Genomic DNA, 19,746 nt, shown 5'->3' with positions numbered 1-19,746 from the left:
GAAGCGATAAAGCCATGGCGACCGCGTCGCTGAAAGGATGGCGATTTGTCTCCACCACATGCCGTGATGGCTCCGCCGAAACAGGGCAATCATGATAGCATCGCCCTGGGCAGGACGTCATGTGGGCCGGTCAACGAGTTGTCATATCAAAGTGGCAGGATGTTGAGCATGCTGGCTAAAAAACAGCGGCATCCCAGGCGTGTCGCCATGATTACCTGTCGGCGTGTCGATGATGACGCCAGAGACGCACCACATACAGCAGGGCGACGGCCAGCAGCACTGCCATGACGACCCACAGGCTGCCCGAGAGCGCCGTATGCTGTAAAAGCCAGTGGCTGCCGCCGACCAGGCAGCATGCCCACAGGGAAGATCCCAGCGTGGTGTAGAGCAGATAGGGCAGCAGCGGCATGCGGTGAAAGCCCGCCGGGATCGATACCAGCGACCGCATGCCCGGTACCAGGCGTCCGAACAGTACGACTAGGTAGCCATAGCGTCCGAACTGCCTGCCCGAACGCTCGATATCGCTCGGCGTCAGCGCCAGCCAGTGGCCATGGCGGGCCAGAAAGCGCATGCACTGACGCTCGTCGAGCCACCGTCCCAGCAGATAGAGCGGCAGCGTGCCCAGCACCAGCCCCAGGGTGGCCGCCAAGACGGCCGGCGCCAGGGCCATGTTGGCAGAGGACATCATGTGTGCCAGAACGGGTAGCGTCGATTCGGCCGGCAGTGGCGGGAAGGCGTTGATGATGACTGTCAGCAGCGTGATGGCCGTATAGCCGTGCGTATCCAGAAGCTGCTGAAGCCATGCCTGCATGTGTTTCGAAATCCGTAAGTCAGGGGTTGGCGCCAGGCGGTGCCAATAATAGTTCCTTCAGTATTGTTAAATGTTGCCATGTTCGCCAACTCCACGCCGGTCCACTCCACGCAGGCAGGCCTGCATCCCGATCTTGCCCATCATGTCCAGCGCGCGCTCGACAGTCAGTGGCAGCGTCCGATTGCCGACCATACCTGCGCCGCCTTTGAGACGGCGCAGCAGTTCTATCAGGCGCACGGTGGTCCGCTGATTCTGGATGCCGGCTGTGGCACGGGGCGCTCGACCCGTCAGCTGGCTCGATATCATCCGGAGGCCTGTGTGCTGGGGATCGATCGCAGTGCCGATCGCCTCTCTCGGGATTATACCCGGGAACTGGGGGCTTTCCCCGACAATGCCCTGCTGGTGCGTGCCGATCTGGTCGATTTCTGGCGACTGGCGTACTCGGCCGGCTGGCAGCCGGTACGCCATTTTTTGCTCTATCCCAACCCCTACCCCAAGGCGTCCCAGCTCAAAAGGCGTTGGCATGCCCATCCCGTATTCCCGGTGGTGATGGCACTGGGCGGGGTGCTGACACTGCGCAGCAACTGGCAGGTCTACGTCGATGAGTTCGCCTGCGCCATCAATCTGGCCACGGGTCGACGGTCGCATGTGGAGGCGCTGTCGCTGACGCCGGAAAGCGATTTCATCAGCGCCTTCGAGCGCAAGTACTTCGACAGCGGACATACCCTGTGGCAGCTCGAGTGTGCGTTGACTTCCATCGATATCGACTACGCTTGATCCGCGCCGCGACCCACCATGGAAGGAAAACGTCATGCCCTGGCTGACCTATCTCTATTTGATACTGGCCATTTGTGCCGAAGTTATTGCCACCAACGCACTCAAGGCCTCCAACACCTTTACCCGACCGGGCCCCAGCCTGATCACGGTTGTAGGCTATGCGCTGGCGTTTTATCTGCTGTCGATGGTGCTCAAGAGTATGCCGGTGGGCGTGGCCTACGCCATCTGGGCCGGTCTTGGCATGGTACTAACGCTGCTGGTGGCCATGGTCGTCTTTGGCGAGCGACCCGATGCGCCGGCGCTTCTGGGCATCGCGCTCATCGTGGCGGGTGTGGTGGTTCTGCAGTTCTTTTCGAAGATGAACGCGCAATAAATATTTAAAGGCACCGTGGATGCTGATGTAGTGCATTGCCACGGCACAGGCATGCCCATTACTCTGAGGATTAAATAATCTGCCCGTTAAACAGGGAAATCCTTCATGCCTGTAAGGTCTACCGTCGTAGGCGATAAGCGCTTAACTGTATTACGTCTTTTGTCCTGTCTGTTGTGTTCTCCAGTGATATTGATGGTCGGACTGGCGCTGCCTGTCGAGGCGCGCGCCGACGGCTTTCCTGCCACGGCAGCGCTGGCGGACAAGGGGTTTGTGGTCGGTGCCCAGGCCCGGCTTCTGGATAGCGGTGAGTCACTGGGCAGCATCGCCCCCGATCAGCAGATGACGCCGGCATCGGTGTCAAAACTCTATACGGCAGCGGCGGCCTTGAAACAGTGGGGACCGCAAAAGCGGTTTACCACCGAGCTTCGCAGTGATGGTGTCATCGTGGACGGTGTCCTCAAGGGGGATCTGTTCCTGGATGGCGGTGGCGACCCGGGCATGACCAGCGAGGACTACTGGCTTTTGGTGCAGGGGCTGGCAAGCCGCGGCATCCGTCGTATCGATGGCCGAGTGTTGGCCAGCCAGTGGCGCTTTGGGCCGGTGAACTGTATTACCACGGATCGGTGCGATGCCCGCACACGTACCCGCCATGCCTTCGATGCTCAGCTCACCTCCACGGCGGTGGACTTTGCCACCTGGTGCATGCGCGTGATGCCGGGCGCTGCTGAAGGCGTGCCGGCCCGGATCAGCAGCTGCGCAGGGCCTGCGACGCTGACGCGGGTCGACAATCGCGTCACCACCGTATCGCAGGGCAGTACCGGCATCAGCGCCGAGCGCACCACCGTCAATGATGAAGACACCATGGTGCTCTCCGGTCAGATCCAGCTTGGCAGTGCGCCCACAAGTGTCTATCGCTCCAGCGCCGATCCGGCGGCACAGACGCTCAAGACACTCGAGTCGCTCATGAGTGATGCCGGCATTGCGGTCACGGGCGGTTTCGCCGCCACCTCGAGTCGTCCCGCCGAAACGACGCAGGTGCTCTCGGCGGTCGAGGGCAAGCCGCTGCAGGAGCAGCTGCTGCGGATGCTCAACTACTCCAACAATTTCATGGCCGATGTACTGGCACTGGATCTGGCAAGCGGTACCCCCTCCATGGCCAGTGCCGGTGCGGCGCTGGATGCCTTTGCCACCGGTATTCCTGGTCATGGTCCGGTCGATATGCGCTCGGGTAGCGGTCTGACGCCTGAAAGTCAGACCAGCGCCCGCGGTGTCACCGCGCTGCTTGATCACATGTACCATCAGCCCGCGCTCTTTCCGGTCTTCGTGGCGGGCATGCAGACCCCGGTCAACGGGCCGATGAACTTCATCCGTCGCGGAAGCCAGCGTTTTCAGCAAAGTGTCATGCTCAAGACCGGCACCCTCAACGAGCCGGTACCGGTACGCGCCGTGGCGGGCTATTTTCGAACGCAGTCCGGGCGCTGGGGGGCCTTTACGGTCATGGTTAATGGTCGGGCACCCACACCCTATATCAACTGGACGACCACCCTTGAGGCAGTCGCCAGTGATATCGATGTCATGATCGCCAGTCATTGATGCCATGCCCGACCGGTTTATCGGTCGGGCATGGCCTTTTCCTCGAAGTTGTTGAGCAGACAGCGCAGTCCGTCCCGCAGTGCCTCTCCCGACATGGCCTGACCATGACCGGTCATGGCCACCTGCGGCGCCAGTTCGGCCAGGGTCTGGACCGAGCGATGCGCCGCTTCCCAGTCCGGCGTGAAATAGCGCGGCGGCCCGCTGATCTCGCAGTGCTGAGTGAACACCTGATAGAGCGACTCCTGTTTGACGGTGACGAAGGCGTCGCCGGTCAGCAGGGCGCTGTCCTCATCGCGGAAAAGCGAGACATGCCCCGGCGTGTGGCCCGGCGTATGCAGCCATCGCCAGTCGGCAAGACAGGGAATGCTGCCGTCCTCAGGCAGTGGCCGAATGCGTTCACCAAGATCGACCGGCTCACGGGGGAAAACGCCGGCAAGAGAGGGGATGACGCCTCCGCCGGCATCCGTGTCGGGCGGGGCATAGCGGGCCTGACCGGTGAGGTAGGGCAGTTCAAGCGAATGCGCGTAAACCGGGACATCCCAGTGCTCGGCCAGCTCTACCACGGCGCCCACGTGATCAAAGTGACCGTGGGTCAGGATGATGGCGCGAGGGGGGACGTCCCTGCCAAAGCGTTCGGCGGCTTCCTTGATGATGTCGTCTTCACAGCGTGGCATGCCGGCATCAACGAGTACCCAGTTTCCCTGGTCCGGATGTCCCACAAGATACACATTCACGATCTGGACCGGATAACAGTACACATCCGGCAGGACTTCCTCCCCCTTGCCGCTGCTGACGGAGGTCAGCGGTAGATGCTTGTCATGCAGTGGGTTGTCGACCATGGTGGCGCCTCCCTTTGATGGGCTTGCCAACAGCCTGGCGGGTCAGGCGGGATGGATGCCATAACATTCGCCAGGTTTAACGGTATCTTTTGGTGTCCGGGCCGGTGCTGGTCGTGGCCCCCCGGCACACTGCTTTGGTAGGATGCTTCCTTCCCCTTAAAGATGGCAGGTTGCCTGCGACACCTGTGATCCATGGACAGGAACCCTCTGCATGAAGCCCGCGCATACCGGTATCAAGCGGCTATTTCATTCCACACGCTACTCCTGGAAGGGGCTGTCGGCGGCCTGGCACAATGAGGCAGCCTTTCGCCAGGAGCTGATTGTGACCGTGGTGCTTTTGCCGGCCACCTTCTGGCTGGGTCAGTCGCTGGTGGAGTGGCTCTTGCTGATGGGTAGTGCGGTGCTGGTCATGGCGGTGGAGCTGCTCAATTCCGCTGTCGAAACCGTGGTGGACCGCATTGGCGTCGAGCACCACGAACTCTCCGGGCGCGCCAAGGATCTGGGCTCGGCCGCCGTCTTTCTCTGCGTTTTATTTGCCTTTCTGGTCTGGGGCAGCCTGCTGGTGGTGCGACTGGTTTGACCTGTGGCTTTCCCGCTTTCCCTTTCAGAATGACGGCCCGAAGCAGTGCGCTTCGGGCCGTTTTTCATGAGCGGTTTCTGGTGGAAAAACGACCTGCCATGCACTCAGATCATGACCTTATGTTCATTTATCGATTGCAAGGCCTGTCCCAAAGGCTTTGGATAGAAAGGGTATTCCGGTGTGGCATGGCGATCATATCGCGTCAGCGATGACGCAAAATGCCTTCCGGAATATTTCGGTCATGCAGGACACATAACGATAAATTACGGGAAAACCGCGATGACACACTCCATTCGAACATGGGTTTTCTGGCCCGTATTTCTGGTGCTGCTGGCCGCCGTTGTCACCAGCTTCATTAATCTGGACGGCTTTGTCAGCGTTGCCGGCTCGCTCAACACGTTCGTGCTGAGTCACTTTTCATGGCTGTTCAGCCTGGGCAGTTTCTACCTGCTGGTGCTGGGTATCATCATCTATGCTTCCCCGCTGGGGCGTATCCGAATCGGCGGTGAAAGTGCCACGCCGCTGCTGTCAAGACTGCGCTGGTTTTCGATCACGCTGTGCACCACGATTGCCGTCGGCATTATCTTCTGGACAACCTCCGAGCCGCTGTATCACTTCCACGGTCCGGCACCGGGGCTTGGCATCGCACCCGAGTCCTCCGAGGCCGCGCGCTTTGCCATCTCCAGCATGTTTCTGCACTGGACGTTCACTCCGTATGCGATCTATGCCGTACCGGCACTGGTCTTTGCGCTGGTGTTTTATAACCGCCGCCAGCGCTTTTCGATCGCCAGCTTTTTCGAGCCGCTGTTTGGTCGTGCGAGGGTTCGCCGGGTCGGTGGACTGATCGATGCCGTAGCACTTTATGCACTGGTGGCCGGCATGGCCTCGTCGCTGGGCACCGGTACGTTGACCATCACCGGCGGACTCAACGGCTATGTCGGCGGAGAGACCAATCCCTGGAAGCTGGGCATTGTGACGGCACTGATCGTGACCACCTTCGTGATCTCGGCGGCCACCGGTCTGCAGCGCGGTATCGCCAGACTTTCCTCGCTTAATGCGTTCTTGTTGCTGGTGGTTGCCGTTTTTGTCCTGATCACGGGGCCAACGCTCTACATGCTGGGTCTGGGGGTCGAGTCGATCGGCACCTATCTTGACGACTTCTTCGTGAAAAGCCTCTATACCGGCACGGCGGCCGAGGACAGCTGGGCGCAGTCGTGGAGCATCTTTTACTGGGCGGTGTGGTTTGCCTGGGCGCCGGTGACCTCGCTGTTTCTGGGCCGCATCTCGCGCGGCTATACGGTGCGCGAATTTCTCAATATCAATCTGATCTTCCCGGCCCTGTGCTCGATGGTCTGGATCATCATCTTCTCGACCAGCGCGCTGCATCTGGACATGGCCGAAAACTCGAAGCTCTATGCCCTGCTCAACGACAGCGGTATCGAACAGGTGCTCTACAGCTTCTTTGGCGAGCTGCCGCTGGCCGTCATTACCGTGCCGCTTTTGCTGTTTATCGCCTTTATCTCCTATGTCACGGCGGCGGACTCCAATACCGATGCCATCGGCAATCTGTGTACCCGCGGACTGACGGCAGATTCCGACATGAGCAGTTCGCTGCTCATGAAGGTGGTGTGGGGCCTGATCATCGGCACGGTCTCCTGGGTGATGACCAGCTTTGTCGGCATTGAGGGGGTGAAAATGCTCTCCAATCTGGGCGGGCTGCCGGCGATGCTGATGATTCTGCTGGCCAGTGTCTCGGTCTGGCGCTGGATCGGTGATCCCTCCCGCATCAATGAGCCACCGCTTTTCGAGCAGACGGCCGACTATTTGTCGGAAAACGTTCTGTCGGAAAACGTGCTCTCGGATAACGGGCCGTCGGAAAATGCGTCGTCGGACAGCACGGAAGAGGAGACCACGGGGCGCCACGCCACGACGACTGAACCCACCTCCACGACCGAACGGGGCGCGAAACCATGAAGATCAGGGATGACTTCCCTCATCGCGTGCGTCATATCGACAACGCCTGGATCACGCTTTCTGACGGCACCCGGCTGGCCGCGCGCATCTGGCTGCCGGAAGACGCCGAGCAGCATCCGGTACCGGCGATCCTTGAGTATCTGCCCTATCGCAAGCGTGACGGCACGGCGGTACGCGATGAGCTGACCCATCCGTATCTGGCCGGGCACGGCTACGCCTGTGTGCGGGTCGATATGCGCGGCAACGGCGAATCCGATGGGCTGATGCATGACGAGTACGCCCCGCAGGAACAGGCTGACGGGCTTGAGGTGATCGACTGGATTGCCGCGCAGCCCTGGTGTACCGGCAAGCTCGGCATGATGGGCATCTCGTGGGGCGGCTTTAACGGTCTGCAGCTGGCCGCGCTGCGCCCCGAGCCGCTCAAGGCGATCATCACGCTGTGCGCCACCGATGACCGCTACGCCGATGATATCCACTACAAGGGCGGCAACATGCTGCTGGAAAATCTCGGCTGGGCGGCGACCATGCTGAGCTTTTCAGCCGCCGTACCGGACCCGCAGCTGGTAGGGGAGCGCTGGCGCGAGATGTGGCTCAACCGACTCGAGAACATGCCGCTGCTGGCGGAAACCTGGCTGTCTCACCAGCATCGTGATGACTACTGGCGACACGGCTCGGTGTGCGAAAACTACGGCGATATCGAGGCGGCGGTCTATGCCATCAGCGGCTGGGGCGATGCCTACATGAACGCGATCCCGCGCATGATGAAGCAGCTCACCTGCCCCAAAAAGGCGCTGGTGGGCCCGTGGATTCACAAGTACCCGCACTTTGCGATTCCCGACCCGGCCATCGGCTTTCTTCAGGAAGCGCTGCGCTGGTGGGACTACTGGTTGAAGGATATCGACACCGGAATCATGGCCGAGCCCGAGTGCACCTTTTATCTGCAGGACGGCCTGAAACCGGCGCCGAAATATGACGTGCGCCCGGGGCAGTGGGTGCGCACGCATGGCTGGCCGGCACCCGATGATGAGATCGAGACGACCACCCTGGTGCTGGGCGATCATGGGCTGATGGCGCACGGGGAACTGAGCGAATCACGGCGAATTACCTCGCCGCTGACGGCCGGGTCGCTGCAGGGCGAATACATCGGGCTCTGGTACGGCGCCGATTTCCCGCCCGACCAGCGCCGCGATGACGGCCTGGCGCTGACCTTTGACTCCGAGCCGTGGGCGGCGGGGCTTGAACTGCTGGGCCAACCGACCATTGAGGTGTCATTGGCCAGTGACACCGATGGCGGCCAGCTCAATGTGCGCCTTTGTGACGTCTCACCCGACGGCGAAAGCGCGCTGATCACCTATGGCACGCTCAACCTGAACCTGCGTAACGATCCGGGCGTGATCGAACCGCCCGTGCCGGGAGCGCCCCTGCAGATTCGCCTGGCGATGGATCTGATCGGCTATCGCCTGCCGAAAGGCCATCGACTGCGCGTGGCGCTATCGAGTGCCAGCTTTCCGCTGGTCTGGTCGCCGAAAAAACGCTCGGATCTGACCCTGCTGGCCGGTACGCCGCGTCTGGAACTGCCGGTCTCCAGGGCGGCCCATATCGACATGCCGTTTGAACCGCCCGAGGCGGCAACGCCGTGTCGGCTGGAGACGCTGCGCCCAGGGGCGCCAAAACGCACCATTAGCGAGGATGTGGGCAGCGGCGAAGTCACCGTGACCGTGGAAGATGACATGGGCGACGTGCGCTTTCTCGATCACGGATTGAGAGTCGATCAGCGCGCGCGTGAGGTCTATACCAGCCACCCCGAGGATGCCACGAAAACCCGCGCCGAGATCCAGTGGACCTACCGGGCGAGTCGCGACGAGGGGGACGGTCAGTTCTCGGTCGTGGTCGAAAGCGGCTATCGGCTTCGCTGCGACGAGGCGAACTTCTATCTCAGCGCCACGCAGGTGGCGCGTGAGGGGGATCGGATCGTCAGCGATCGTCAGTGGGCAAGCACCATCGCACGCCGGGCGATCTGAGGCGGTTCATCTGTCGACCGGGGCGGGCATGCTATGCTGGCCCGCCCCGGCCGGCAGGAGTGTTTTCATGTCTGCACGTCATGCGTTGCCGCCCCTGAACTGTCTGCGTGCCTTCGAGGCGGCGGCACGCCTTGCCAGTATCACCCGGGCCAGTCACGAGCTGGCCCTGACCCAGAGCGCCGTCAGCCGTCAGATCCAGCGGCTGGAAAGTGATCTGGGGAAGCCGTTGTTTGAGCGAGCGCTGACCGGACTGGTGCTGACCGAGGCCGGCGAGCGCTACTATCGAGTTGTCCAGCGCATCCTGCGGGAGCTGAGCGAGGCGAGCGCCGAGATTCGCCGCCGTCCGAACGAGCAGAGCCTGACCATCGCCTCGTCACCCACCATTGCCTCCTTCTGGCTGTCGCGTCAGCTGAGCGGCTTTCAGGCCCGCCATCCGGACATCAGCATCCGCATGCTGATCATCGAGGACCCCAATCGGCTGGAGCCGGGCGAGTGCGACCTGGGCATCTACTACCACCTGCCCGACGAAATCGACCCGCCCGGCATGACGGCGCAGGCGATTTTCGATCACGAGGCGGTCGCCGTGCTCTGCTCGCCGACCTATCTGGCCCGCGAGGGCCGACCTGACAGCGTCGAGGCGCTGCTGGCACGTCACGTGCTGATGGTGGTCGAGGATCACTACCATGACTGGCTGACCTGGCAGCGCTGGTGCGAGACGCTGGGGGAGATATGGCGGGAGCCTGCGCGCACGCTCTCTGCCAACAGCTACCAGCTTTTGATGAATGCAGCACTTGCCGGCCAGGGCGTGACGCTGGGCTGGACGCGGCTTCTGGAACACGAACTGCAGCGGGGGTTTCTGGTGGAGGCTCTCGATACCCGCATTGAAAGTCGCGGGCGATTGTCGCTGTTGAGGCCCGGACAGTCGCAGGAAACGCGCGCGGCCGGCCTGTTTAGACAATGGCTGATGTCACGGGGCGACGACACGCCCCCGGGCAGACACTGACCACGCCGAACTCATCGACGCGGCCTGAACCAAAAAGCGATTACCAGCTCTTGTAGGGCAAAAACTTGCCATTCATGGTGATCCTGACCCGATCACCCTTCGGGTCTTCCTCGCGTTCGACGTCCATCGAAAAGTCGATAGCGCTCATGATGCCATCCCCGAACTTTTCCTGAATGACGTCCTTGAGCGTCGGCCCGTAAACCCCGACCACCTCGTAAAGGCGATAGATCAGCGGATCCTGCGGGATGGCGCCATCCCAGGTCTTGGTCGGGTAGGCCTTCAGCGCTTCGATGAACGCGTCATCGTCAAGGCTCAGGGCGTCGGCGATTGCTTTGGCCATCTCGGGCGGGGCGCTGTTCATGCCGTAGCAGACAGACGCCACCCAGACCGGAGACCGGCCCACGGCCTCGCCCAGATCGTCCCAGCTCATCTTCTGACGCGCCCGGGCGGCCATCAGGGTGTGGTGCATTTCAATCTTGTCCATGACATGACCCTTTTGTCGATTGTTGGAAGTCACGTCACAGCTATAACACTGCATGCCGGTCAGGGCCAGCGGTGTGTCAGCGCGAGGTGGGCGCTTGCGGGTCGATCAAAAGCGCCAGCGCCGGCATGACCTGCAGCTCGATGGCCGGGTCGATCATGTTGTCGGGCGGCGGCGACAAAAGCGGCGCCCAGGCGCGCTCGAAGTCGACATCCGGATGCAGCCGGGCCTCGCCCAGCCGGGCCAGGTAGACTTCCAGCATGTCGAGCCGGCCATTTTCATCGGGGGCGGCGAAGCGCCCCAGCCAGGCGCTTTCCGGCATCGTTGAACCCTCGGCGAGCACGGCGGCCTGAAGCGCTGCCACGGCGTGTGTCAGGGTGTCGTCGTCCGCATCACGGTCGACGGTGCTTTCGGGCAGGCCGTAGCGGCTCTGAGGCGCCTGGCGTATCAGCAGCACCTCGTCGCGGACGCTGAGCAGGGCGAGTGCCACATGGCGCTGCGGCGCGCGGCGTTCGACGGTGTCAGAGGAGTCGATATCGCCCATGTCAGCCAAACCGTTTGCGCAGTGCCGGCAGAACGTCATCGCCGAGCAGGGGCGAAAGCGAGAGCGTGTCGTCATCGAGTGCCATCCAGTGCAGCGTCTCGATCTCGCCGCCCGGGGTTGCGTCGCCCTCGAAATCCTCGATCACAAAGACGTCGGCATCGGTCTGTGTGTCCCCCTCCTGGCTGCGAAAGCGCCCCAGCATGATGCATTTTTCATCCTCGAGCCCCTGTCCCAGGTAGGGTTTACAGCAGCGCGACAGGGTCGCCAGCGGTGTTTCGCCGTGCTGGGCGGAAGGCGCGCCACCGGGTAGCGTGAACAGGGACTGGTGAGTGGGTTTGACCACCAGCAGCCGCCGGGCGGTATCCAGCAGACAGCCGGCCACAATATGCGTTGAGGTCATGGAAAGGCTCCAGTATCGATGTAAGAGAGAGTGCTCGCGTTGGCCCTTTATGGCGGGCCATTTAGAGAATAGAGCACTCAGCCTGGATGACTGGACGGCTCACGGGCAAAGCGGGCAATAAAGCGTGCCATGGACGGGCCGATGAGCACCACGGTAAAGAGTCGCAGGGCCTGCAGGGCGGCCACGATCGCCACATCGGCATGAGTGTCGAGTGCGATGATGGTCATCGAGTCCAGCCCGCCGGGGCTGGTGGCCAGATAGAGCGTCAGAAAGTCGCTGTGCATCATCGGCACCAGCATCAGCGCCGACAGCGCACAGAAGGCAATCAGCATGATGGAGGCCAGCAGCATCCACTTGAAGGCATGCATGACGCTGCGCACGGCCTGGCGGTCAAAACGCAGCCCGACGTAAATGCCGATGCAGGCGTAGGCCGCCTCCAGCAGTGGCAGCGGCAGCTCGATATCGATGACGCCCGAGACCTGTACCACGGTGCCCAGCAGCATCGGCCCCAGCAGGGCGCCGGCCGGCAGCAGGCGATCACAGACGACGATGCCCACGGCAATCAGCGCGATCGAGACCGCAAGCGACAGCAGACCGTGAATATCCCACGTCATGGTGTGAGAGGGTGTGTGCTCGGCCTCCGACACGCCCAGAAAGTGACTGACCAGCGCGCCGGCCATGATCACGCACAGCACGCGCACATACTGCATGGTGGCAACGATTCTGGGGTCAGCGTTGGCCTGTTCCGACATCGCCACCATCGCCGCTGCCGCCCCCGGTGTGGTGCCCCAGGCCGCGGTGGTGCCGGGAAGGCCGCCGTAGCGCACCAGCAAAATGCCCACCACGGTGCTCAGCACCAGCGTGACCACAGTGGCCAGCACCATCGCCGGCCAGCTTTCGGCGATGGTGGAGAGGACCGTCAGCGTCATCGCCTGGGCAATCAATAGCCCGATGACCCCCTGACCCGACTTGAACAGCACCCGCGGCAGTTTTAGCCCGCCGACGGTGACGCCAAAGACCACCGAGACCGCCATGGGGCCGATCAGGGCGCCGGCCGGCATGTGCACCAGCTGCAGCAGAAAGCTTGCCAGGGCACAGGCGCTTAACAGCAGGATCCAGCGAAGCAGCAGGGAAGCAGGCAGGCGATCGGCGAGCAAGGTGGTCAGGCTCCAGCAGCGAACAAAGGGGTCATCAACGGTGTCGCAATGATACCGTATCAGGCCACGCTGTTGCTGCCGCGCGGTCGGTACAGGGCGACAGCATTGTCATGCAGGGCCAGCATGGCGTGGGTATCGCCCAGGGTGTTGTGTAAAAGCTCGATATCGCCTTCGCTGAAGGGGCGCGGCGCGCGCGTGCCCGGCAAATCGGTGCCAAACAGCAGCGCATGCGGGTTGATATCGGCAATGGCGGCAAGCGTTGCCGGCACGTCCAGCGAGACGCGTCCGAAGCCTGTGGCCTTGACGCGGGCGCCTGCCTCCACCAGTGCCAGCAGGGTCGGCAGGCCTTCCTGCGACAGCCCCAGATGGTCGATGACGATGGAAGGCAGCGTGCGCAACAGCGCCAGATGCGGTGTGAGATCACTGGCATCGGCGTAGATCTCGCAGTGCCAGCCGACCACATTGAAGACACGCTGTGCCTGACGGGCCATGGCGTCAATGTCCGTTTCAACGCCCCGCCTGAGGTTGAACCGGATGGCCCGCACGCCGGCCTCATCGAGCTCGAGCAGGCGCTCGTCACTCACCTCATCGGGCAGCTGGGTCACGCCGACGAAATCTCCGCCCAGCGTGTCCAGCGCCGCGAGCAGATAGTTCTGGTCCGCGCCCTGAAAGGAGCCGGAGACAATGGCACCGCCCCGGATATCCAGCCCGCGGGTGGCCTTGCGGTAATTCTCGACGGTGAAGGGTTCGGGGCGATAGCCCTGATTGTCGATCAGCGCAAAGCGGGGGTCGATGATATGCAGGTGCGCATCGAAGCAGCCGTGCGGCTCACGATGGTCGTGTCGGTAATGTCCGTTGAAGGGAATAACCTCAGCCATGGCAACTCCTTGATCATCCAGTGATCGCGAGACAGCGCGTTTCGTGTCCCGGACAGACCCGACAAGCATGCGGGGTGATGGCTCGGACTGCAATCTTCGTTATGCTGACAGACAACGGATCAAAGAGAGGCCCTTCCATGTCACTGCAAGCCGCCCTGACGGGCCTGCCCGAAGCACTGCAGTCCCAGGCACGTTGTATCCTCGAGACGTTTGATGAGGCGCTGCTGGCGCGTCTGGGCGAAGAGCGCCTGCGTGAACTGGTCACGACCGTTACCGCCAGCGATTTTGTCGCCCGGGCCCTTTCCCATGACGGCGTCATGCTTGATCGACTGCTCTCGCATGAAGAGCTGGTCGCCGCCCCGGGACGAGAGACGCTCGAGCACTGGCTCGACAGCGCGCTTGAAGGGGCGGCCACCGAGGCGGACATGCAGCAGGTGCTGCGCCGGTTTCGCCGTGAACGCATGGTGGCGATCATCTGGCGTGACCGTAACGATCACGCCGATGCCTGGGCGATCGCGGCGGCCGTGTCACGACTGGCCGAGGTCTGCATGGAGGCGGCCCTGCGCTGGCATGAAAAAGCGATGGCCGCGCGCTACGGTGCGCCGTCACCGGACAGCGAAGGACGCCCTCAGCGCATGGTGGTGCTGGGCATGGGCAAGCTGGGGGCTGGCGAGCTCAATCTCTCCTCCGACATCGATCTGATCTTCGCCTACTCCGAAAAGGGTCAGACCCAGGGCGGCGAGCGCACCCTGGAGCATCAGGAGTACTTCACCCGGCTGGGTCAGAAGGTCATCTCTGCTCTCGATGCCATCACGGCAGACGGCTTTGTCTTTCGCGTGGACATGCGCCTGCGACCCCTGGGGGATGGCGGGCCGCTGACCGGCAGCTTTGCCAGCCTTCTGTCCTATTACCAGAGCCAGGGGCGCGAGTGGGAGCGCTACGCCATGCTCAAGGCGCGTCCGGTGGCCGGTGATCTTGAGGCGGGCCAGCGTCTTCTGGGGGATCTCAGACCCTTCGTCTATCGCAAGTACATCGACTTTGGCGCGATCGAATCGCTGCGCGAGATGAAGGCGTTGATCAACCGTGAGGTCAGGCGTCGCGGGCGCGAGGACGATATCAAGCTGGGTGCCGGCGGCATCCGGGAAGTGGAGTTCGTGGTGCAGGCCTTTCAGCTGATTCGCGGCGGGCGCGTGACCGAGCTGCAAACGCCGTCGCTCAAGCGGGCGCTGGCCGAGCTTGAGCGCCTTGAGATCATGTCGCGCCATGACGTGCGTGCCCTGCAGGCCGACTATGTGTTTCTGCGCGACCTTGAGCATGCCCTGCAGGGGCTGGAAGATCGCCAGACCCAGTCGCTGCCCGAGGAGGATCTTCCTCGGGCCCGGATCGCCTTTGCCATGGGCCATGAGCACTGGGAAGGGCTGGTGGCGAATCTCGACGAGGTACGGCGCCGGGTGCGCGAGCGTTTCGATGAGGTCATCGCCCCGCCGGAAGAGGAAGATCATGAGTTGATCGAGGCCGGCGCGCTGGAGGAGTGGCGGGCGCTCTGGCAGGAGGCCTTTGATGACGAGGCCGCGATTGCCCTGCTGTCCGAGGCCGGCTTTCGTGACCCGCCCCGGGCCCGCGAGCGTCTGCTCAAGCTGCGCCACGGACGCGCCGTGACCGGCATGCAGCGCATCGGCTTCGAGCGTCTGGAGGCGCTGATGCCGGTGCTGTTGTCCAATGTGGCCACCACGGAGATGCCGGATATCACGCTGGAGCGTGTGCTGGCACTGGTGGAGGCCGTGCTGCGCCGCACGGCCTATCTGTCGCTGCTCAAGGAAAATCCCGACGCGCTGACGCAGTTCGTGCGTCTGTGCAGTGCCAGCGCCTGGATCAGTGAGCAGCTGGCGCGCTATCCGGTGCTGCTCGACGAGCTGCTCGACCCGCGCAATCTCTACACGCCCCCCGAGCGCAGCGAGCTGGAAGACGAGCTGCGCCAGACCCTGTCGCGTTTGCCGCCCGGTGACGAGGAGAGCCAGCTCGAGGCGCTGCGACTGTTTCGTCATGCCCGCGTGCTTAACGTGGCCGCGGCCGATATCGCCGGTGCGCGCCCGCTGATGGTGGTCAGCGATCATCTGACCATGATTGCCGAGGTGGTGCTGGAAGCTGTGGTCCATCTGGCCTGGCAGGGGCTGACGGCGCGCTATGGTTACCCTCGCCGGCGTGATGGCAGTCATGCCGGTGCCGAGGATGTCGATTTTCTGGTCGTGGGCTACGGCAAGCTCGGCGGTCTCGAGCTGGGCTATGGTTCCGATCTGGATCTGGTATTTCTGCACGACGCCGACCCGCGCGGCAGTACCAACGGGCCGCGCAGTCTCGACAACCCGGTCTTCTATGCGCGCATGGGCCAGCGCATCATTCACATGCTGACGACCACGACGCCGGCCGGCGTGCTGTATGAGGTGGACATGCGCCTGCGCCCGTCGGGCAATTCGGGGCTGCTGGTGTCGTCTCTTGAGGCCTTTGCCGACTATCAGCGTCGCGAGGCCTGGGTATGGGAGCATCAGGCGCTGGTGCGTGCCCGCGCGGTGGCCGGCAGCCCGGCACTGGCGAAGCGCTTTGGCGAGATTCGACGCGAGACGCTGTCACGGGAATCGGAGGTGACAACGCTCAAGCACGAAGTGGTGGCCATGCGCGAGAAGATGCGCCAGCACCTGGGCAGCAGTGCGCAGTCGCGTACCGCCGGCTGGTTTCATCTCAAGCAGGACCCGGGTGGCATGGTCGACATCGAGTTCATGAATCAGTTTGCGGTACTGGCCATGGGGCACCGGGAGAAAGCGCTGCTGACCTACACCGACAACATGCGCATTCTGGAAACACTGGAGTCGTCCGGCCATCTGCCGTTTGACGGTGCCGAACAGCTGCGCAAGGCCTGGCTTGCCTATCGGGATGCCAGCCATCGCGCCGCACTCACCCGTTCCGGGTCACTGGTGCCGGAAGCCGGGTTTGTGGAGCACCGTGAAGCCGTCAGAGCCCTCTGGCAGCGCTATCTTGAATCCGAGAATGAGGCATCCGAGGGGACGCAGGCTTCTGCCGATCAGTGAGCGACCGCGCTGGCTCAGTGTCTTTTGAGCCGCGGTAGCATCTGGTGTTTCCAGCCCCGGCGCACCATTGAAAGCCAGCGGGGCGCGGTTTTCAGGCGCTGCTCGGTAGGCGTCAGGCCACGCCCGGTCAGCTTTTGCTTGAACTTGAGGGTGCCGGCCATATCGGCACGGCGCAGCCGGTTCATGATGGGGCGTAGCGGGCTGCGTGGGGCCGCATGGAAGGCCGAGGCAAAATCGATCAGGACGAGGCGGCCTTCGGGAGTGACCAGAATATTGGTCCAGCGAAGATCGTTGTGCGTGACATGAAAGCGGTGCAGTTCGCCCACCATGCGCTGAATCTCGCTGTAGCGGACCGGCACGCTGCGTCGTCGGGCCTCGCCCAGATCCATCCCGTCAATACGCGACATGTAGAAGGCGTAGCGCCCGTCAGTCCCCTTGAACTCCGGCGTATGGGCCCAGCCGCTGAGACGCTGGAGCATGCGCGCTTCACGCTTCATCAGATAGCGCGCCAGTGGCGCCAGGGCCGTGCGCTGCCAGAGACGGTAATCCTTGCGTACGACCGTTTCTCCCTGATGCGTGGTCAGTGCCACGTCGGCCTTGAGAAGGCCGCCGGCCCTTTGCAGTGTGACCTCCCGACCGGCAGCATCAGACCGCGATGATCGCTCAGTGCAGCGCCAGGGATCGTTGGCGGCCGTGTCTGATGTCTCGATGGTCTGCTCGCTGGCAGGAGAGGGCGTGTGTACCTGATGGTCCGGCGTGGCGTCTTCGACAGGGAGCGTCTGTCGAGATGGGGAAGCGTAGTGAAATACCATGATGCATCCTGATACCGAATCTGCATTGCGCAGGGCAGTGTCGGGAAAGAAAAAGGCGGATACGGCAGGAAAATTAACCTGCTAACGTTTATTTTAATATTTTTTTAATGTCGGGTCGAGTTTGAGTTCGGGGGGCAGGGTTCGGGCCTGGTCTGTTGCGCTCATCGCGGCAGGTGGCGAAGGCCGTAACGAGGAGAGGCCGGACAGAGAGGGCGCGGCAGGGAGGGGCGTAGCTACGAGAAGGCGGGTCAGCATGGGCCGCCCGGAGTTGGGCGGCCTGAAAGCATCGATTGCGCGGGCGTCAGCCGTTCTGGCCGGTACGCGGGTCCCGTCCGATGGGATGGGCTTCCCCGCGCGCTTTCGCCAGTTCGATCTGACGCTGGCGTTCGCGGGCGCCGGCGCGGGTTTTCTCGGGCAGATTGTCCCAGCAGTGGGGGCAGCTGATGCCCGGCTCGTAGCAGGGGGAGCGCTGATCCTCGGCAGAGATGGGCCGCCGGCAGGCGTGACACTGATCAAAGTCGCCCTCGCTCAGGTCATGACGCACGGTCACCCGGTTATCAAAGACAAAGCAGTCGCCGCGCCAGCGGGACGCCTGCTCGGGCACCGTTTCCAGATATTTCAGAATGCCGCCCTTGAGGTGGTACACCTCCTCAAAGCCCTGCTCCAGCATGTAGCTGGACGCCTTCTCGCAGCGAATGCCGCCGGTGCAGAACATGGCGACCTTCTTGTGTTTTGCCGGGTCGTAATGCGCCTGTACGTATTCGGGAAACTCGCGAAACGAGCGGGTTTTCGGGTCCACGGCGCCTTCAAAGGTGCCGATCTCGACCTCATAGTCGTTGCGCGTGTCGATCAGCAGTACTTCCGGGTCGCTGATCAGGTCATTCCACTGCTCGGGTTCGACGTAGGTGCCGACGCGGCGGTTGGGGTCAACGCCATCTACCCCCAGGGTCACGATCTCGCGCTTGAGCTTGACCTTGGTGCGGTAAAACGGCTGCGCCTGCGCCCGGGATTCCTTGTGCTCGAGGTCTGCAAGACGCGGATCGCTCCTGAGCCAGCCCAGCAGGGCGTCAATGGCGTCGCGTGTGCCGGATACGGTGCCGTTGACGCCTTCCTCGGCCAGCAGCAGCGTGCCCTTGACGTCATGGCGGCGCATGGCGTCGAGCAGCGGTTCCCGCAGGGCCTCATAATCGGGCAGGGAGACGAACTTGTAGAGGGCGGCCACCACGATGGGGCCATCACCGGGGGTGTCATGAGGGGTCATGCTGTTCTCCAGGCAGTCGCCCTCGCAAGGGGCGGACCAGGGGTTGTTGCAGGCCCGGCCGGGCTGCGGCGCGTATTTTACGCATCCAGCCTGTCGGTTGCACCCGTTCGCCTCCATGAAGGTTATGGTCGGCACGACGGCGGAGGCTTCGTCTCATCGCGCAGCGCCCCGGCGGCACTGATATGATCAGACCACCGGGTCGTGGCCATGGCCTGAACACAATGCAACACCTGCGACCTCATGGCGCAGGACAACGTACAGCGGAAGGGCTCATGTCTCGAACAGTCTACGTCAACGGCCGGTATGTACCGGAAAGCGAAGCCAGCGTCTCGGTATTTGACCGCGGCTTTCTGTTTGCCGATGGCATCTATGAAGTGACTGCCGTGCTCAACGGCAGGCTGGTGGATTTCGAGGGGCACGTGGCGCGCCTGCATCGCTCGCTCAATGAGCTGAACATGCATCTCTCGCTCAACGATAACGCCCTGCGCGACATTCATCGCCAGCTCATCGATAAAAACGATCTGCAGGAGGGGCTGGTCTATCTGCAGGTGACCCGTGGCGTTGCCGATCGTGACTTTGCCTATCCCGATGCGCAAACACCGGTCACGCTGGTGGCGTTCACCCAGCAAAAGGCCATCATTGATAGCCCGCTGGCGGATCGGGGCCTGAAAGTCATCTCGCTGCCGGACATGCGCTGGGGGCGACGCGATATCAAGACCGTGCAGCTGCTTTATCCGTCCATGGCCAAAATGGAGGCCAAAAAGCGCGGCGCCGATGATGCCTGGCTGGTGGAGTCGGGGCTGGTGACCGAGGCGTCCTCCAGCAATGCCTGGATTGTGGATCATGACAACACGCTGATCACCCGCGAGCTTTCCCGCTCGCTTTTACATGGCATCACGCGTCGGACCATCATGCAGCTTGCTCAACAGCATGACATGAAGGTTGAAGAGCGTGGCTTCACCATCAAGGAGGCGCAAAACGCCCGGGAAGCCTTTGTCACCTCGGCGACGTCGCTGGTGTACCCGGTGGTATCGATCGATCAGCGCCCTGTAGGCGAGGGCTGGCCGGGGGAGATCTCCAGGGCCCTGCGCCGGCTTTATATCGACGCAAGTCTTCAATCGCTGGATGCCGGGCAGGGGCAGGCCTGAACGTGTCCTGA

General features: G+C 62.7%; 18 protein-coding genes. 9 read left to right on the top strand and 9 right to left on the bottom strand.

The window, feature by feature from the left end; translation table 11 throughout:
* Positions 1-211 precede the first annotated feature (211 nt).
* Positions 212-811: a DedA family protein gene (locus tag C8D72_RS06935; RefSeq protein ID WP_115853702.1), complete on the bottom strand. Its 600-nt coding sequence runs from the start codon at positions 809-811 to the stop codon at positions 212-214.
* Positions 812-889: 78 nt separating this feature from the next.
* Between C8D72_RS06935 and trmB the strand changes: the two genes are divergently transcribed.
* The 3 genes from trmB to dacB all read left to right on the top strand — a co-directional run bounded on the left by trmB (position 890) and on the right by dacB (position 3,554).
* Positions 890-1,588 (top strand): tRNA (guanine(46)-N(7))-methyltransferase TrmB, encoded by a 699-nt coding sequence (gene trmB / locus C8D72_RS06930; protein WP_115853701.1) that lies wholly within the window; start codon positions 890-892, stop codon positions 1,586-1,588.
* A gap of 34 nt (positions 1,589-1,622) precedes the next feature.
* Positions 1,623-1,961, top strand: coding sequence for a DMT family transporter (locus tag C8D72_RS06925; protein WP_211308794.1), 339 nt, complete (start codon positions 1,623-1,625; stop codon positions 1,959-1,961).
* A 192-nt stretch (positions 1,962-2,153) separates the two neighbouring features.
* Entirely contained in the window at positions 2,154-3,554 is a 1,401-nt protein-coding gene (gene dacB / locus C8D72_RS06920; protein WP_245955188.1) for a D-alanyl-D-alanine carboxypeptidase/D-alanyl-D-alanine endopeptidase, read from the top strand.
* Positions 3,555-3,571: 17 nt separating this feature from the next.
* Here the strand turns inward: dacB and C8D72_RS06915 are convergent, their stop codons facing one another.
* A complete protein-coding gene (locus C8D72_RS06915; protein WP_115853699.1) occupies positions 3,572-4,393 on the bottom strand; it encodes an MBL fold metallo-hydrolase in 822 nt (273 codons plus the stop codon).
* A gap of 211 nt (positions 4,394-4,604) precedes the next feature.
* Here C8D72_RS06915 and C8D72_RS06910 point away from each other — a divergent pair, with 211 nt between their 5' ends.
* From C8D72_RS06910 to C8D72_RS06895, 4 genes are all read left to right on the top strand, one after another.
* Complete coding sequence (locus C8D72_RS06910; RefSeq protein ID WP_115853698.1) at positions 4,605-4,973, top strand: diacylglycerol kinase; 369 nt, start codon at positions 4,605-4,607, stop codon at positions 4,971-4,973.
* A 279-nt stretch (positions 4,974-5,252) separates the two neighbouring features.
* Entirely contained in the window at positions 5,253-6,947 is a 1,695-nt protein-coding gene (locus C8D72_RS06905; protein WP_115853697.1) for a BCCT family transporter, read from the top strand.
* Positions 6,944-8,968 (top strand): CocE/NonD family hydrolase, encoded by a 2,025-nt coding sequence (locus C8D72_RS06900; protein ID WP_115853696.1) that lies wholly within the window; start codon positions 6,944-6,946, stop codon positions 8,966-8,968. Before C8D72_RS06905 ends, C8D72_RS06900 begins: the two co-directional genes overlap by 4 nt.
* A 67-nt stretch (positions 8,969-9,035) precedes the next feature.
* The gene (locus C8D72_RS06895) at positions 9,036-9,971 is read left to right on the top strand and encodes a LysR substrate-binding domain-containing protein (RefSeq protein WP_115853695.1); all 936 of its coding nucleotides are present in this window, start codon (positions 9,036-9,038) and stop codon (positions 9,969-9,971) included.
* Between the two features lie 40 nt (positions 9,972-10,011).
* On the opposite strand, the gene cynS is transcribed toward C8D72_RS06895, so the two are convergent.
* The 5 genes from cynS to C8D72_RS06870 form a co-directional block, all read right to left on the bottom strand.
* Positions 10,012-10,455: a cyanase gene (gene cynS, locus C8D72_RS06890; RefSeq protein WP_115853694.1), complete on the bottom strand. Its 444-nt coding sequence runs from the start codon at positions 10,453-10,455 to the stop codon at positions 10,012-10,014.
* 76 nt (positions 10,456-10,531) lie between these two features.
* On the bottom strand, positions 10,532-10,996 hold the full coding sequence (locus tag C8D72_RS06885) for a hypothetical protein (protein WP_115853693.1): 465 nt from the start codon (positions 10,994-10,996) through the stop codon (positions 10,532-10,534).
* A gap of 1 nt (position 10,997) precedes the next feature.
* Positions 10,998-11,396 carry an NUDIX hydrolase gene (locus C8D72_RS06880; protein WP_115853692.1) on the bottom strand — a complete coding sequence of 133 codons (399 nt, stop codon included), beginning with the start codon at positions 11,394-11,396 and terminating at the stop codon, positions 10,998-11,000.
* Positions 11,397-11,473: 77 nt separating this feature from the next.
* Positions 11,474-12,553, bottom strand: a complete 1,080-nt coding sequence (locus C8D72_RS06875) for an AbrB family transcriptional regulator (RefSeq protein ID WP_170140528.1) — start codon at positions 12,551-12,553, stop codon at positions 11,474-11,476.
* 59 nt (positions 12,554-12,612) lie between these two features.
* On the bottom strand, positions 12,613-13,431 hold the full coding sequence (locus C8D72_RS06870) for an amidohydrolase family protein (RefSeq protein ID WP_115853691.1): 819 nt from the start codon (positions 13,429-13,431) through the stop codon (positions 12,613-12,615).
* Positions 13,432-13,568: 137 nt separating this feature from the next.
* On the opposite strand from C8D72_RS06870, the gene glnE reads away from it, so the two are divergent.
* Positions 13,569-16,514 (top strand): bifunctional [glutamate--ammonia ligase]-adenylyl-L-tyrosine phosphorylase/[glutamate--ammonia-ligase] adenylyltransferase, encoded by a 2,946-nt coding sequence (glnE, locus tag C8D72_RS06865; protein ID WP_115853690.1) that lies wholly within the window; start codon positions 13,569-13,571, stop codon positions 16,512-16,514.
* A gap of 14 nt (positions 16,515-16,528) precedes the next feature.
* Here glnE and C8D72_RS06860 read toward each other — a convergent pair whose 3' ends face one another.
* Together C8D72_RS06860 and trhO are read right to left on the bottom strand one after the other, a co-directional pair.
* Positions 16,529-17,326 (bottom strand): lipopolysaccharide kinase InaA family protein, encoded by a 798-nt coding sequence (locus C8D72_RS06860; RefSeq protein WP_115853689.1) that lies wholly within the window; start codon positions 17,324-17,326, stop codon positions 16,529-16,531.
* Between the two features lie 301 nt (positions 17,327-17,627).
* Entirely contained in the window at positions 17,628-18,587 is a 960-nt protein-coding gene (gene trhO / locus C8D72_RS06855; RefSeq protein WP_115853688.1) for an oxygen-dependent tRNA uridine(34) hydroxylase TrhO, read from the bottom strand.
* 272 nt (positions 18,588-18,859) lie between these two features.
* Between trhO and C8D72_RS06845 the strand changes: the two genes are divergently transcribed.
* On the top strand, positions 18,860-19,735 hold the full coding sequence (locus C8D72_RS06845) for a D-amino-acid transaminase (protein ID WP_115853686.1): 876 nt from the start codon (positions 18,860-18,862) through the stop codon (positions 19,733-19,735).
* Positions 19,736-19,746: the final 11 nt, after the last annotated feature.

The sequence above is a fragment of the Kushneria indalinina DSM 14324 genome, from assembly GCF_003385845.1.
Lineage (GTDB): Bacteria > Pseudomonadota > Gammaproteobacteria > Pseudomonadales > Halomonadaceae > Kushneria > Kushneria indalinina.
The sequence above is the reverse complement of the archived record's forward strand: the minus strand, read 5'-3'. Positions and strand labels throughout refer to the sequence as shown.